The organism is Lysinibacillus sp. GbtcB16 (assembly GCF_019091145.1).
GTDB lineage: Bacteria > Bacillota > Bacilli > Bacillales_A > Planococcaceae > Lysinibacillus > Lysinibacillus fusiformis.
In genome coordinates this window covers 1241411-1256132 of the sequence record NZ_JAGXJV010000001.1, presented here as the reverse complement: position 1 = coordinate 1256132, position 14722 = coordinate 1241411, and the positions used below count along the sequence as shown (strand labels likewise).

Sequence of the window (14722 nt, the reverse complement as noted above, 5' to 3'; positions counted from 1 at the left end):
AGTAGTCGTCCTCATATGAAAAAGGTTACACGAAGGCTAAATTTTTTTGAAACAATCATTATACAGGTATCACATTCCTTAGTTAAAATATAAATTTCAATCGGTTTAGGATGCGTTGCAAGAAGTATTGATGCTCACTTTGCTTGGTCCTTAAATCCCGAGCAACATCAGGATGATCGGTAATGACTCCGCTCACATTTTTCTCGATAAACGTTTGTAAAGAACGGTCATCATTCAGCGTCCATACAAATAAATCCATCGGGTTTTGCTTCAGCTCCTCAATCAGCTGCTCTGTTACCCATGACTCCTCTAAGGCAATGAAATCCACACTTTCTTCCATCGGACCGATATTAAGCGCGTAGACAATACCCACTCTTAGATTAGGCACTAATTTTTTTAATTGTGTCATTTTCTGCCCATCTGCAGATTGCACATAATACGAATCTAGCACCTTGTATTTTCGTAGCTTTTCCACTAATTTGGGTAACACATCTTCCGTTTCCTTGCCGTGTACCTTTAACTCAATGAGTAACGCAACATCTAAAGCTTTAGCAATTTCGATACAATCCTCTAAAGAGGCAATTTTATCACTATAGCCATTTTGATGAATCGTTAACGTTTTTAATTCACTTAAGGTCATATTAGCAATGACCCCGTTTTTACCTGCCAATCGCCGCAATGTACGGTCATGGAATACGACAAATTCACCATCCACCGTTTGCTGAATATCAATTTCAATGAGGTCTGCACCTGCATTAGCCGCGCTCACTAGCCCGCTAATCGTATTTTCAACATTGCCAGCCACATAGCCTCGATGAGCAATAATTTTTGTATCGGGTGCATAGACACTTTTCTCTAAAGAATTGATATTGATCATACTTAATACTACAAACACAACAAAGCAAATGAGCAGTAAAGGTTTATAACGTCGTTTCCTATGCTTACCCGATTTGTTGATTTTCCCTATAACCGGTGTATTGTAAGTAATGGCAACCATGACTTGTGAAAACATGGCCTGTAATAAACTAAAGAGCACCACAAAAACCATTTCTAAAAAGGCGAGCGTTAACCCCGCTGTCACCAATGCGGCATTTGGTAGCAAGCGTTCCATTAAATAAAGTGGAATCGTGCCAATTACCGTTATACTGAGCATGACGAATAGATGCCCTGTTAAAAGCATGACCAATAAGGCTAAAAGCTCCAATAAACCTCTTTTGGAAAATCGCCAGCTTTGCTTGAAAGAACGTAAAATAGAAATGTTTGGCTGGATCGTAAAAATAGGTAACGTTAAAATACTCCGAATACCGATCATTACTAAAATACTTGCCACTGCGGCATAGGCTAACCTACCTGTTCGACTACTCATGATTTCTTCTGTTAAAAAATGTGGAAGTGAGATGGATTGGGTTAAGGTGAGTGGTAGCATGAAAGAAGCGAGTGGCATTAATAGAGCAAGATAGACGATTAAAAATAGGACTTGGACACTAAAAAAATAAACAACCTTACGATTCAGTTGCTGCCATATAGAAAAAAATCGATAGCGCATTCCTCTTTGTTGATGAAAGGCCATTAAAAATAAGAAGCCCATTTCATAATAAACAAATAATAAGAACAACAAGATTAATAGACAAGTCATCATAATGACAAAGGGATGGGCCACAAAGCTTTGCCAATTTTGCTCGGTAATATGTGTATATCCTGTTACTCTGAGCATGAGCTTTAACATCGTAGAGCTTACAGGGATCATTAATAAAAACTGAAAGATTCTAATTAATGCGAAAACCTGTACATAGTCAAATCGATATATATAAATATTATAAACAGCCTGTCGCATTACTTGTCCTGCCTTGTGCACATAATCACCCCTGTTACAGTTAAAATCGCTCTCTTCTAACGTATGTTTTGACCGCCACGGCACAGTACTCAAAGCAATAAAATAGCAATTTGTTCAAGTATCCTATGCAGCTTGGAGAGAAAAGATTTGTGTATTTATCGTGACGTTCTCCATTTTCTTGAAACTTTTCTCGAAGCTATCCTGTATATAACTAGATACCCCGTAGCGAAAGGAGCGCAAACATGAAATTCGACATTGGCGATATGCTTAGTACAACGGTTCTTCTATGCCTGTTTTTAGCTATCTTTTTCGGCATGATACGTATGATTAAAAAAATGAAAGCAACGATTCCTGTGCCTCCTCCACCAACCATGCAACAGCAAGTAGAGGACTTAACCAAACGAGTAACAAGCTTAGAACACGAAGTAAATAATTTTGCGAATAAGAAATAACTAAAAAAATCGCTGCAAGGTTTCCCTTCAGCGATTTTCATATACAATCTTTCCATCTACCACAGTACAAAACACTTCAATATGAGGTAGTTGCTCTATAGCCACAGTGAAAATATCCTCTTTTAAAATCGTAAAATCGGCTGTATAGCCTTCTGCAATTTTACCACGACTGTGCTGCTGACCAATGATTTCAGCCGCTCCTCCTGTATACAAATGGACCGCTTCGAAACGAGAAACTTTCTCCTTAGGATTATAGCCATCATGTTTTTCTCCCACATTGCATCTTGTGACAGCAGCATAGATTCCGATTAATGGATTCGGTACTTCAATCGGCGCGTCACTACCACCAGCAACCACAAGTCCACGGTCAAGAAGTGACTTTAAAGGATGTAAGCCTAGAGCGCGCTCTTCTCCAAGCTTCAATAGCTCAGCGTCATACTCCCCCTGAACAAATTGCGGTTGCATATCGATAGCAACAGGCAATTCAGCTAGTTTAGTTAATATGCCCTCATCGACCAAGCTACAATGGATCACCCGATCAAGCTGATCAGCCTGTGGTGGATATGCCGCAAAAACATCTAAAATCAGTTCGATAGCTAAATCTCCGATTGCATGGACGGCAACAGTTTGTCCATATTGACGAGCTAGCTGCACATACTTCGTTAATTGCTCTGTCGTATGAATAAGCATTCCTGTATTGTCTGGATCATCATTGTATGGTTGACGTAGTGCTGCCGTACTTCCGCCAAAGGCTCCATCTATAAAGATTTTCATGGCACCGAACTCCAAGAAAGGCGAGGAAGTAGTATCCAACTTTTCTACCTCTTCAAATACGGTATGATGCTGCAATAAATGAACTTTGAAAGATTGCTGAGATTCCACTATTTTACGGTAGGCTTGAATGGGTTGACTTGGCGGTCCGTAATAACTTAAATCTTCCGAATGACCTCCCACTAAACCATATGCTTGTAAGGAGGCCACCGCTTTCACTAAAGCATCCTCTATATACGCAGGTGTAATATGGGGCATCTGATTGACCACTAAATATAACGCCGCATCCTTTAATACGCCTGTGAGCTGACCATCCATTTTTTCAATGATTCCCCCCTCTGGTGAAGGCGTATCATTGGTAATCCCTGCAAAAGCAAGTGCCTTAGAATTAGCTAATATTAAATGGTGACAGCTACGCTTTATGATTAAATAGGCTTCACCAAGCGCATCCAGCTCTGCTAAAGTTGGGAAAATGGGCTTTTCAAATTGGTTTTCATTTAATCCAATCGCTATCACCCATTCTTTGGGCGATGCCTTGGACATACGCTCTTGAAGCTTTTCTAGTAACGCCTCTTTACTCATAATAGCTGATACATCAATATGCTTTAATTTTTCCCCGTAACCAATAATATGTAAATGACTATCTACAAAACCTGGATACATGACATTGCCTTGTAAATGTCGAGTAGAAGTAGCTAATGGCGACAAGCTCTCCACTGAGCCTGTCGCCACAATTTCCCCATCTTCTTCAAGGACTGCTTCTACTGTTTCACCAACCTGAGCCATCGTGTAAATCTTTCCACCTGTCCATAATGTTGCCAAAACAATTCCCCCTATGTCCTATGCTATTGCTTCAATTAAATGTGCTCTTTCTAAGCGGCGACGGACAATCACACCAATCCATGCTGCCATTACCGCTTTGACAATCCCTACTACTATAAATGGTGCAGTACCACCCAAGAAGGCTGCTGTCCATGTATAATCTGCTACGATTTTTAACCATACCGTCCCAAATGATAACGTAATAATCATACCGATGATATTCGCAATAATTGCTTGGGTAAATGTAATACCAAATTTATCTAAGTATAAGCCCATAATAATCGCTGTGGCAAGGAATCCTACAATATATCCCCCTGTTGGACCGACTAAAATTCCTAGACCTCCAGACATTCCACTAAACACTGGTAAACCAGCTGCTCCTAGTAAAATATATAATAGAACAGATAATGTTCCTAGTCTTGTCCCTAAAATAGTCACGACAATGCCGACTGCTAAAGTTTGTCCTGTAATTGGAATTAGAGGTAGTGGAATAGTCACCTGTGCCAGAACAGCAATAATCGCTGCCCCAAATGCTGCTAACACATATTGATATGTACTTCCTTTTTTCAATGTAAAAAGCCTCCCTTTGCTATACGTTAACTAATAATAAAAATAAGTTAACACAAAGATAAAGCAAATGAAAACGCTTGTCAATGTATTTTGGTGTAAAAAAAAGAAATTGCTAGATAACTATCGCAATTTCTCTTCGGTATTATTATTACCATAAAGGTTCATTCATAGAATCCTTGTTTTGTAGCTTAAAGACATATGGCACGACTTGATAAAGAAAAATCAGCACCCCTACTAGAAAGAAAATAAAACCGATGAAGTAATTATGAAATACATGTTGCAACATAATGAATAGTGGTATCGGCATTGAAAGCATGCCCCCTAATTGCATGGATTTTTTCGTACGATACTGTTTTTGGCCACAATGAGGGCACACAATTTCTCCATTTTTGCGATACAATTTGCGTGCTTCCTTTTCAGACCAGCTCTCCCCGCATTCTATACAAATAGGAAGACCATATCCTTTTTTTAGTAATACACGCTTGACAATAAAAGCAGCACCGATAAAAAAGCCCAACAACAAAATTCCTCGAACATAATCAGAATTGAAAATTGTCCACCAGCTCCAGGCATCGGACTGTATAGTTGCTGCTTGGTGACCTGTGGTGCGCTGTCCCTTCTGCTCTGTTAAAAGATAACTAAAACTAATGACCAATACAGTAAAGGTCGCGAGTACGACGCGGTACGTCCATTGTTTACCTACTTTATGCTTTTCTTTCCGTCTAGCCTTTTCTGCGATTAGTTGTTTACGCTCCCCCGAAAATTTTATATCTTGTAGTTCCTTTAATAGCTCTTCTTTAAATTGATTCATGACGTAGCACCTCCCAATCAAAGTCACCAATGGCTGTTGCCAGCTGTTTACGCGCTCGTTGTAGCCTTGTACGAATTGTCGCTTCTGGGCATCGGACAAGCTGTGCAATCTCTACAGTTGTCATCTCCTCAAAATAATACAAAATTAGAACCTCACGATAAGCTACCGATAATGTAAATAACGCCTCTGTCAGCTCTTGTTTGACCGACTTCTCGAGCACTTTCTTCTCTGGTGTAATCGCCGTTGTGCGGCCCGCAATCTTTTCAAATAATGTCAGGCGTTTACTTTTCCAGCTCCGTAAATAATCATGGCTCCGATTGACTGTCATTTTTACTAAATATGTACGCAATGATGCTTGCTGGCGAAACTGCTCCTGCTTTTGATAAAAAGCTATGAACACATCCTGCACAATATCTTCCGCTGTCGCTTTATTCTTCACATATAAATAGGCGACCTTTAGTAAGTAATCCCCATGCTCCTCGATCACTTGTTCAATATCCATCATGGCTCTCACCTACTTTCTTATACTACTGACGGACGCCATTGCCAATGCGATTCATTTTTTCTAAAAAAAATAAAAAATCCGCAACGGCTACTGCCAAGTCATTGCGGATTTTTTGAATTCATCTATTAAATACCAATTTCTCGCATCGTTGTTGCAACTTTTGCCATTCGATCATCCAAATCTTTACCGTTGAATGGTGGTAAACGCAATTCACTGATTATAGAACCATCACTCATAAAGAGAATACGCTCCGTTCGTGCAGCTATTTTCGGATCATGTGTCACAAGCATTACCGTTGTACCTTCTTGATTGATAGAGGCTAGAATATCCATAATTTCCTGGGCAGACATTGAATTCAAAGCGCCTGTTGGTTCATCACCAAAAATCATCGATGGACTACTAATTAAAGCACGGCAAATGCCTGCCCGCTGAAGCTGGCCACCTGAAACCTGCGTAATATTACGCTTTGCTAAGTCTGCAATCCCTACTTTTTTCATGATGCTCTGTGCTTTTTCCGTTAATGCCTCCACATTTTTTCGCTGATCACGTACTGCGGGTAATACTATATTATCAAGGATATTTAAGCTTTTAAGAAAGGTTGGCTGTTGAAACACAAAGCCCATCCGCGTTCGGCGGAGCTCAGCTAGCTCCTTGTCATGAAGTGTTGCTACATCCACTCCATCAAAAGAAACCCGACCCTGATCAATGCTATCCATACCACTAAGAGCATACAGTAAGGTTGATTTGCCGCAACCCGAGGGACCCATAATAGAAACGAACTCGCCTTCATATAAATCGATGGATACAGCCTTTAAAACCTCATATCTTTCTGTTCCGACCTGAAATGACTTGACTATTTGTTCACCAGTCACAAGTTTTTTCATGTTCTACTCCTTTATATAATCCATTATTTTTAATTGTCCCGCCTTAACAGTCCCAATAAGCGTTGCTAGAAGTACGACGCATAGGAGGGCTAATGGGCAAAAAACATAGGCAGCTAGTGGATTAATGATAAAATTAAATGAAGCTGCACCAAAGGATGCAATGACCGTGGTCGTCAGAAATTCCCCTAATGTGTTGGCGAGAAATGTCCCCGCAAAAATAGCCAGCATTAAGACAACAACTGATCGTGCTGCATATTGTATGGAAATATCGACGTTTGTAAAGCCAATCGTTTTCAAGATAGCGATGGGAGATCGATCCTTTGCAATCAGCATTTTCATAAATAACAGTGTCACCAGCACACACATAAAGAGAGCTACTATAAGTGCTGCACTCGCTACTTGCTTCATGGAGCTGATGGTCGTTCCAAATGTTTGATAAATATATTCATCAATGCCTGAAACCTTGGCAAAAAGGAAGCTATCTGCATACTCCACAACCTTTTTTTCGACTTCCGATTGTTTTGATAGCGAACCATAGAAGACATCCCACATACTTTCTGAGGATTCATCAGAGAATGCTGCCTTCGCTGTTTTCCCACCATTTGTAATATCCGAATAGATGCCACTCACAGTTAAGCTTTTCGTTTCACCTTGGATGATCAGTAAAATCGTATCGCCCACTTTTTTTTGAAGCTCCTCCGCATTAAGAACAGAAAGTGCTATTTCATCCTGAGCTACCGGCGCACTCCCTTGCGCATATTCTACTGGGAAAACGGTATGGTCGCCCAACTCAATTTTTAGACTTTCTTCCACGCCATCATTTGTAATGGTTGTAAACTTTTTCGTCGTCAGAGCCGTATAATCCGTAATATCTTCATCACGCTCTAGTGTTTTGACCACAGCTGTTACATGCTGAGCATGTAGGTTGCCTTGCGGGATATCTATGCGGATATCGCTATTGCCAATCCCCATATACGTAATAAAATTTTTGGATGAAATGGTATGGTATAAATTTTGAGGCACAATAATAATAAAAGTTGCTACTATGAAGACAGTGAGCATTGTGGCATATAAACCTTTACGGGAAAGTACATCCTTCACGCCTAAAAAGAGATTGATTGGGAGCCTTTTATTGGAGCTAATATTTAGCCACTTCGCATGTTTTCCTTTACTTTGTATCGCGCTAAATCGGATAGCCTGAACAGCCGAAAGCTTACGAAACTGTTTCAATAAAAATTGTACGTAAATTAGTATAGAAGCAAATACTAGCGCCAGACCGATAATAGTGAATAGCCAGACCAATGATGTATTCGCTGTATCTCCCATATATAGACGGATATTGGCTAAAAGAATATCCCTCACCATAAAGGAAAGAATAAAGCCAAGCATACAGCCAAATGCCGCTATTACACCATATTTAGCAAAATACATTTTCTGAATATCTGAAACACGTATACCAATAGCCTTCATTACACCAATTTCACGATAATCCTCTTCCATTTTAGTTAGCAATGTAAAACGGATACACATAAATGCAATGACCACCACGAGGACGCTGATTAATAAAATAACAGCGATCATCAAACCATCCGATATGGCATTTAGCATTTTGAAAAGCGGCCATGTAATCGTTGGTCCGTTCGCTTCTAATTGTGCTCGATGATAGTCCTCTTCAAAGCTTCTTAAATCAGCCAAATCTTTCAAACGAAACTCTATTAAATATTCAATAGTGCCGGCTGCCTGAATCGCTGCATAATCCTCTTCACTCACGAGGAATCGCTTGGACGATGCTAACATGGAATTCATTTGCGAATCCCGTAAAAAACCTGCAACCGTAAATGGCTTATTATGGACCATCACTGTATCACCTAGCTTGGCTGTGCCGTCCTTCATATAGCCTACAGGTACATAAATGTCTCCGTTATCCGCTTCAATCACATGGCCATCAAGGTCTAGTAAAAAATCAAATTTCTCACTTTGCGTAGTCAACCCATTGTCCTGAACATTTTGTGCAAGTGTGTTGCCTGCAATGTTGATCTTGGCACCATCTACATTGAGAAATTCGTTGATCTGATATTTATCCACCAGCTCATTTCGCTCGGCAAAGTCAATGAGACGCGCTTGATCGATAGTACCCGAATGCATCTGTAGAAAATGGGATGTTTCCGCTTGCTTTAATAATGTATCAATAGAAGTTGATAAATGAACAATCAGAACGGCCGAAAGCGTAACAAGCATAGCAGCTCCTGCGACAAACAGTGTTATCAAACATGTAATTAGCTTACTATTCGCTATATCATTCCGCACAATTTTGAAATACATAGGTCACCCCTTTGTCAGTTTTAAGACCCTAAGTACAATTATTTCGTCCCGTCTTCCCCTTCATGACCAAACATTTTCATCATGTACAACAAACTACCACTTTCCACGCCAAGCATTCTCTCCACATTGAAGATAAATGCTGGGACACGAGCAGCCCGTTCTTCATCTGACAACAACACCAAATCATCATCGAAAACGGTATTTGTATAGGCAACAATCATCTCCATGCATTCGTATGGGTACGGTGTATGATAAATTCCTTGTTCAATACCCTCACGGATAATACTCGTCAATAATGGCGGTACTTGATTCATAACCACCTGCTGTATTTTTCGATGCATTAATGCATTTTGTGGCTTATGAATATGGTCCATAATTTCCTGACCATTTTCATTCTGCATATTTAATGCCATCACAACCCTCAATATGCGCTCATTCACCGCAATGCTACTATCCCCTGCCACTGCCCTTGCCTTCGTTAACATCGTTTCCGTATAACGTTCGATGAGGGCATCCATAATATCTTCCTTGGATTTAAAATGATAATAAAGAGTACCGCGTGCAATCCCTACTTTTTCAAGAATATTATTTGTGCTAGTGCCATCAAATCCCTTCTGCGTAAACAGTTCATCTGCTGCATCTAAAATTTCATTTCTACGTTCTTCTGCCTTTTTCATTTCCCTCATCTTAACAACCCCCACAATAGACCGACTGACTGTCGAATTATTTTAGCTTTATCGTAGCACAACTATATTCCATTTGGCAATATTTTCTACAGCCTTTTTTCAATAAAAAAGCTACCTCGTTCCCATACCCACCAAGAAAAAACGACAAAAGCCATCGAGAGAGCTCGACGGCTTTTACCTACAGTCTTTATTCTTCGTTCCTTTTATATTCTAAAATATCCCCTGGCTGACATTCTAATGCCTCACAAATCGCCTCTAACGTTGAAAAGCGAATCGCTTTCGCCTTACCATTTTTCAATATAGAAAGATTCGCCATCGTTATGCCAACCTTCTCTGAAAGTTCTGTTACACTCATTTTCCGTTTTGCCAACATGACATCAATATTGATAATCATCGCCATAGTATTCACCTCAAACCGTTAAATCATTTTCTGATTTGATATCGATGGCATTTTTTAGAAGCTTTTGAAGAACAGCAGCAAAAACTGCAACTACAAAAGAAGCACCAATAATGACCATTCCAATAAGTATAAGACCTGGGGCATCGTCTACTTCCGCAGCATAGTATATCAGTGGCATGCCAACCACGTAAACACTACTAATGACAATTGCACAATATTTAATTTTAATTAAAGCCTTCACTGATAGCTCTGAAAATGCAATGTTTTGATCAATATAGCTTAGCAGCTTAATCGTCGTATATAGAGCAACAAAATAAGCGATTGCCGTTGCATAGACGCCAAGTAATGCAGCAATGGTTAAGACCGGTGAATGCTGAGCTGTGTCTAAAGCAACACGTGGCACCACCCATATACATAAGGCAAAAACCGGCAACCCCATTAGAAAAACAGCGATCTTTAAAAAGAGCGTTTCCCGTTTCATATTACGCACCTCTTTTATTTAATATCCTGTTCAATTTACCATACAATTTATCGTTTTTCAATAAATTTTTATCTAATTTCATGATATTAATAATATCCATTATTTGGTTTATTTTTCTTTTTATTGTGCTATAATCATTTTTACCATGGTTGAAGGGGGTATTTCAATGAATGACCAAGCTGCAGAAAAAACAATAGAAACAGAGCGTCTCATGCTCCGGCTATTTACAGAAGCGGATGCACCTGAAGTAAGTGCATTGTGTAATAATTTTGCCCTATATAAAAGCACGTTAAATTTACCTTATCCCTATACGTTAGACTGTGCATTGTCATGGATTTCCACTCACCAACAAAATTTTGAGCAAGAGCAGCTCTATGAATTTGCCATAACGGACAAACAAAGTGGGCAATTATATGGGGCCATTGGACTGTCAAATCGTCAGCAACACAAAAATGGAGAAATAGCTTATTGGATTGGTGAGCCATATTGGGGAAATGGCTATGGAACAGAAGCTGCCAGTGCCATCATTGAATTTGCTTTTAAGGAAAAACAGTATCATCGTGTTTATGCGCAGTATTTTCTTTCCAATCCCGCCTCTGGCAAAATCATGGAGAAGTGTGGCATGCAGTATGAGGGAACGTTAAAGGATCATGTTTTTAAAAACGGTACTTTTGAAGATATCGTATTTTACGGCATTATTAACCCTTACTGTAGCTTGTAAACGTACATGAAAGAGGCACCTCGGATAAAGTCATGCCTCTTTCTCTTTAAATACCATTTCCCACATCACAATAATGGTTATAGTGTGTAATTTGGTTGCGTCCATTACGCTTCGACTTGTAAAGCGCTTCATCCGCATGTTGGATAAGCTCTTCCACTATCTTTATCTTGCCAAAATCATTAGTACTAACACCAATACTAAATTCCAATTGTACTGTTTCACCATTCACCGTAAGTGACAAAGCCGTTAAGGTTTGATAAAGGTTGTCGGCCAATGTTTGCACCGTTTCCCCCTCTTTTACTTGACTGAGGATTATAAACTCATCTCCACCAAAACGTGCGACAATCGATTCAAAGGGTTGAAAATAATCTTGCAATGTTTTAGCGGTATTCGTTAATGCATCGTCTCCAAATAGATGACCATTCATATCATTAATTTCTTTAAAATGGTCTAAATCCACCATCATTAACGCTAATTGCTGATTATCTTCAGCTGCTTTTTCGAGCATCCTCTTTGCATTTTCATCAAAATAACGTCGATTGTAAATATTCGTCAGCGGATCGAAATAAGCATTTTTTTCAAATTGCTTCTTATGATCGTTATACTCCATTTCAAATAATACATGAGAGTAATTTTCACGTTGAATTTCTAACAAAATATTAATATATTCTTTCTGAACTGCACATAAAACAATTTTATTGCCCTGATCCTCTATAAGCTTCACTAATGAATTATAGATGATTTGAAGCAAAGACAGATCATTGTTTTGCAAAGCATAATGTTTAGTCTTTTGATATAAATCAATAGCTTCACTTACGCGTCCCTGTCGTTCACAGAGAATGGCATAGGCATTGAAAACCTCTAATTGTACTTTTGAATAGGGCGGGTTATGAATCGTGGCTAGTAGTTCTTGTAATAGTACATTGGCCTCATCAAACTCATCCAGCCATATAAGTGATACGGCTAGGTTTGTTTTCGGATACATAATTCCTGTATAAGGCTCTTTATGCTGCACTTCAAACGCATTCGAGTAATAAAGACTTTTTAAGGCGAATTCCTTGGCTGTACGATAATTGCCCATCGATATTTCCAAATCGCTTAGATTATTATAAATTTTCCCCAAGCTCTCCACATGTTGAATAGATTCAGCAATTTTTAAGCCCTTTAGCATCAGCTCTTCAGATTTCTTTAAGTGACCAAATGTCCCCCAATAAATCGCGGCTATATTATAATACTGAATGAGGTCAATATCATTGCCATGTTGAAAAGTTAGCTCACGATATTGTTCAAGTACACTAATTGATAGCTGTAAATCACCTGTTTGAAAATAACTGGCACAGCTATAGCGTAATAAAAGGATTGCCTTATCATACATTCCAAGCTTAATGGCACTTTCGATTGCGGCACTACTTATTTCTATATATTCTAAAAAACGATCCGCGTTATATAATTCATTGAGCGTAATCCATAATTCTTCAAATTCTTGTACGTTCATACCGCTCCCCCTTATCTTCAACCTTACTTCTTTAATACTACCTGCACGAATAAAATATTACAATTCTTTGGACTCATTTATTTTTACAAAATTAAGCAATTAATACTAGACAAATAAATTATTGTGTATATTATCCTACGTTACTAATTTTATATTTTTATGGTAAATTTAACATAGTACTTTCACTATAATTTTCTCGCTAACAAAAAACAAGCCTCTTTCACGGAGACTTGTTAAGATTCTTCTATACTTAGTAATTCTTTTAATTTCTTGGCCTTTTCGGAGCTTAATTTAATTTCTCCACTCCCTATCTTTTGTAGATAAAGCGAACCTCCATAGCCTTTCCATATTTCAATACGCACCCCTTCCACCTGAAGGGAGTAATCAGGGGGCCTTCTCATATAGTCTGCCGTCTGCCAGGGCATATCCTGCAAGAATTCAGCTACTTCTTGTTCATTTTGCAAATTTAGCTCCACAGTGACATCAGGCTCTAATACCTCCACATCGTTTAATAAGCCATATTTTCGGACAATCCCATTTTCCTCGATGCTACCCGTTTCAGTCGAATGGAGGGTAATATAGTCCCCTTGTTCTACAGGAAAATCAGCTAATACAGGGTACCAATCAGCTTGCTCATACTTTTCCTCCAACTGTTTTTCTGTCATATGATCGAGATCTTTTGGAATAATGCCTTCGATAAATAAAAAGATATTTGACTCAACCTTTGCAACGGTTCCCACTAAAGAGGTGCCAGATGTACTAGAACGATCTACGATGTTATTTTCCTTTTGAAAGGCCATCGCCTGTTCAGCAAAATTCATTTGGAAATACCGAATAGCCTCAATATCTGCTACGCCTTTATAGGCATAAAAAGTTGGATATTTTTCCTTATACATCGCGTAGAGCTTCGTTCTAGCTAGATACATCGGCAGGAGAGGTTCCATATAAACATCCACATATTTACTCGGTTCTACTCCTCGAAAAAACGTTTTATTTTTAGGTGATTGCTGTAGCATTTCCATTTGCTCAACGAAGTTTTTCCTCTCCGTCTCGAGTTCATCCTTCGTATAGGTAATTCCTAATGACTCTGCAAAATAGTATGCGGCAACAAGCCTCTCATACGAACGATAAGCCTCTTCTTTATAAAATTCCTTGTTTTGATTGGGCCACATCATTTGGGTTATACGCTCAAAATGATCGAGCTGTGTTTCATGAAACCATGTAGTCGTCTGTGTCTTTTCCTTCTCTAACAGCTGTACCAGTATAAACCCTGCCACACATAGGGTGAGCACGACCGATAAAAGTGTGAATCGATAAGGCTTCTTGTTAGAATTCCTAGGATGTAGCACATGTTGTTTAACACGTTCTTTGCTACTCGTCATATCCCCCGTTACTTTCACCAATTCTTTGTGTACTTTATTCATCCTTTAGCACCTCCCATTCCTCCTGCTTTAGATAGGACTTTAATGCCTCCCTTGCCCGTTTCAGCCTTGTTTTCACCGTATTTTCTGAAATCCTTAATAATCGGGCAATGTCATGTATTTTCATTTCTTCAAAATAATAAAGAACAATCGGCTCTCGATACAGAAGTGATAACTTTAATATTGCCGCTCCCACAGAGGAACGTTCCTCCGCCACGACTAGCTCATCACGCTGTTTATTCCACTTCATAGGAAACACTTTTTCTTGTACAAGTAGTTTTTTATAATGCCAGCTTTTTAAATAATCCTTGCTACGATTAATCGTTAAAGCGGATAAAAAAGCGCGTAGCTGCCCACGTTCCTCATAATTACACTGAGAAAATTTAATAAAAACCTCCTGTACAATATCCTCCGCTGTTTGTCGGTTCTTTACGTAAAAATAAGCGAGACGCAATAAATGCTCTCCATGTTCATCAATGATTTGTTCAAGTATGCCACCCACCTCCCCCTCTTACACAATAAACGATTCCCAATGTATCACCGTTTC

15 protein-coding genes are annotated in these 14722 nt (G+C 39.1%); 2 read left to right on the top strand and 13 right to left on the bottom strand.

The window, feature by feature from the left end:
- Nucleotides 1–82: 82 nt before the first annotated feature.
- A complete protein-coding gene (locus KVT27_RS06065) occupies nt 83–1855 on the bottom strand; it encodes a glycerophosphoryl diester phosphodiesterase membrane domain-containing protein (protein ID WP_208704388.1) in 1773 nt (590 codons plus the stop codon).
- Nucleotides 1856–2076: 221 nt separating this feature from the next.
- Between KVT27_RS06065 and KVT27_RS06060 the strand changes: the two genes are divergently transcribed.
- The gene (locus tag KVT27_RS06060; protein ID WP_036125234.1) at nt 2077–2286 is read left to right on the top strand and encodes a hypothetical protein; all 210 of its coding nucleotides are present in this window, start codon (nt 2077–2079) and stop codon (nt 2284–2286) included.
- Nucleotides 2287–2313: 27 nt separating this feature from the next.
- Here KVT27_RS06060 and KVT27_RS06055 read toward each other — a convergent pair whose 3' ends face one another.
- From KVT27_RS06055 to KVT27_RS06015, 9 genes are all read right to left on the bottom strand, one after another.
- Nucleotides 2314–3879, bottom strand: coding sequence for an amidohydrolase (locus tag KVT27_RS06055; RefSeq protein ID WP_217580935.1), 1566 nt, complete (start codon nt 3877–3879; stop codon nt 2314–2316).
- An 18-nt stretch (nt 3880–3897) separates the two neighbouring features.
- Nucleotides 3898–4449 (bottom strand): biotin transporter BioY, encoded by a 552-nt coding sequence (locus KVT27_RS06050; protein WP_008175833.1) that lies wholly within the window; start codon nt 4447–4449, stop codon nt 3898–3900.
- 148 nt (nt 4450–4597) lie between these two features.
- Complete coding sequence (locus KVT27_RS06045) at nt 4598–5260, bottom strand: TIGR04104 family putative zinc finger protein (protein ID WP_217580934.1); 663 nt, start codon at nt 5258–5260, stop codon at nt 4598–4600.
- On the bottom strand, nt 5247–5765 hold the full coding sequence (locus tag KVT27_RS06040) for a sigma-70 family RNA polymerase sigma factor (RefSeq protein WP_036125225.1): 519 nt from the start codon (nt 5763–5765) through the stop codon (nt 5247–5249). The genes KVT27_RS06045 and KVT27_RS06040 overlap by 14 nt, the downstream gene beginning before the upstream one ends.
- A gap of 125 nt (nt 5766–5890) precedes the next feature.
- The gene (locus KVT27_RS06035) at nt 5891–6649 is read right to left on the bottom strand and encodes an ABC transporter ATP-binding protein (protein ID WP_208704391.1); all 759 of its coding nucleotides are present in this window, start codon (nt 6647–6649) and stop codon (nt 5891–5893) included.
- 3 nt (nt 6650–6652) lie between these two features.
- On the bottom strand, nt 6653–8971 hold the full coding sequence (locus KVT27_RS06030; RefSeq protein ID WP_217580933.1) for an ABC transporter permease: 2319 nt from the start codon (nt 8969–8971) through the stop codon (nt 6653–6655).
- A 38-nt stretch (nt 8972–9009) separates the two neighbouring features.
- Nucleotides 9010–9657, bottom strand: a complete 648-nt coding sequence (locus tag KVT27_RS06025; RefSeq protein WP_036146244.1) for a TetR/AcrR family transcriptional regulator — start codon at nt 9655–9657, stop codon at nt 9010–9012.
- Between the two features lie 187 nt (nt 9658–9844).
- A complete protein-coding gene (locus KVT27_RS06020; protein WP_008175824.1) occupies nt 9845–10057 on the bottom strand; it encodes a helix-turn-helix domain-containing protein in 213 nt (70 codons plus the stop codon).
- Nucleotides 10058–10067: 10 nt separating this feature from the next.
- Nucleotides 10068–10538, bottom strand: coding sequence for a DUF2975 domain-containing protein (locus tag KVT27_RS06015; RefSeq protein ID WP_036125221.1), 471 nt, complete (start codon nt 10536–10538; stop codon nt 10068–10070).
- A 166-nt stretch (nt 10539–10704) separates the two neighbouring features.
- Here KVT27_RS06015 and KVT27_RS06010 point away from each other — a divergent pair, with 166 nt between their 5' ends.
- The gene (locus KVT27_RS06010; protein WP_217580932.1) at nt 10705–11259 is read left to right on the top strand and encodes a GNAT family N-acetyltransferase; all 555 of its coding nucleotides are present in this window, start codon (nt 10705–10707) and stop codon (nt 11257–11259) included.
- A gap of 46 nt (nt 11260–11305) precedes the next feature.
- On the opposite strand, the gene KVT27_RS06005 is transcribed toward KVT27_RS06010, so the two are convergent.
- The 3 genes from KVT27_RS06005 to KVT27_RS05995 form a co-directional block, all read right to left on the bottom strand.
- Nucleotides 11306–12754 (bottom strand): tetratricopeptide repeat-containing diguanylate cyclase, encoded by a 1449-nt coding sequence (locus tag KVT27_RS06005; protein ID WP_036125219.1) that lies wholly within the window; start codon nt 12752–12754, stop codon nt 11306–11308.
- Nucleotides 12755–12987: 233 nt separating this feature from the next.
- A complete protein-coding gene (locus KVT27_RS06000) occupies nt 12988–14178 on the bottom strand; it encodes a hypothetical protein (RefSeq protein WP_217580931.1) in 1191 nt (396 codons plus the stop codon).
- A complete protein-coding gene (locus tag KVT27_RS05995; RefSeq protein ID WP_217580930.1) occupies nt 14171–14677 on the bottom strand; it encodes a sigma-70 family RNA polymerase sigma factor in 507 nt (168 codons plus the stop codon). The genes KVT27_RS06000 and KVT27_RS05995 overlap by 8 nt, the downstream gene beginning before the upstream one ends.
- Between the last annotated feature and the right edge of the window lie 45 nt (nt 14678–14722).

What these genes read in the sequence shown, in the direction of transcription:
- KVT27_RS06035 (WP_208704391.1), bottom strand. Translation starts at nt 6,649, where the DNA reads ATGAAAAAACTTGTGACTGGTGAACAAATAGTCAAGTCATTTCAGGTC.
- KVT27_RS06025 (WP_036146244.1), bottom strand. Translation starts at nt 9,657, where the DNA reads ATGAGGGAAATGAAAAAGGCAGAAGAACGTAGAAATGAAATTTTAGAT.
- KVT27_RS06005 (WP_036125219.1), bottom strand. Translation starts at nt 12,754, where the DNA reads ATGAACGTACAAGAATTTGAAGAATTATGGATTACGCTCAATGAATTA.
- KVT27_RS06015 (WP_036125221.1), bottom strand. Translation starts at nt 10,538, where the DNA reads ATGAAACGGGAAACGCTCTTTTTAAAGATCGCTGTTTTTCTAATGGGG.
- KVT27_RS06040 (WP_036125225.1), bottom strand. Translation starts at nt 5,765, where the DNA reads ATGATGGATATTGAACAAGTGATCGAGGAGCATGGGGATTACTTACTA.
- KVT27_RS06030 (WP_217580933.1), bottom strand. Translation starts at nt 8,971, where the DNA reads ATGTATTTCAAAATTGTGCGGAATGATATAGCGAATAGTAAGCTAATT.
- KVT27_RS06020 (WP_008175824.1), bottom strand. Translation starts at nt 10,057, where the DNA reads ATGGCGATGATTATCAATATTGATGTCATGTTGGCAAAACGGAAAATG.
- KVT27_RS06000 (WP_217580931.1), bottom strand. Translation starts at nt 14,178, where the DNA reads ATGAATAAAGTACACAAAGAATTGGTGAAAGTAACGGGGGATATGACG.
- KVT27_RS06045 (WP_217580934.1), bottom strand. Translation starts at nt 5,260, where the DNA reads ATGAATCAATTTAAAGAAGAGCTATTAAAGGAACTACAAGATATAAAA.
- KVT27_RS06060 (WP_036125234.1), top strand. Translation starts at nt 2,077, where the DNA reads ATGAAATTCGACATTGGCGATATGCTTAGTACAACGGTTCTTCTATGC.
- KVT27_RS06010 (WP_217580932.1), top strand. Translation starts at nt 10,705, where the DNA reads ATGAATGACCAAGCTGCAGAAAAAACAATAGAAACAGAGCGTCTCATG.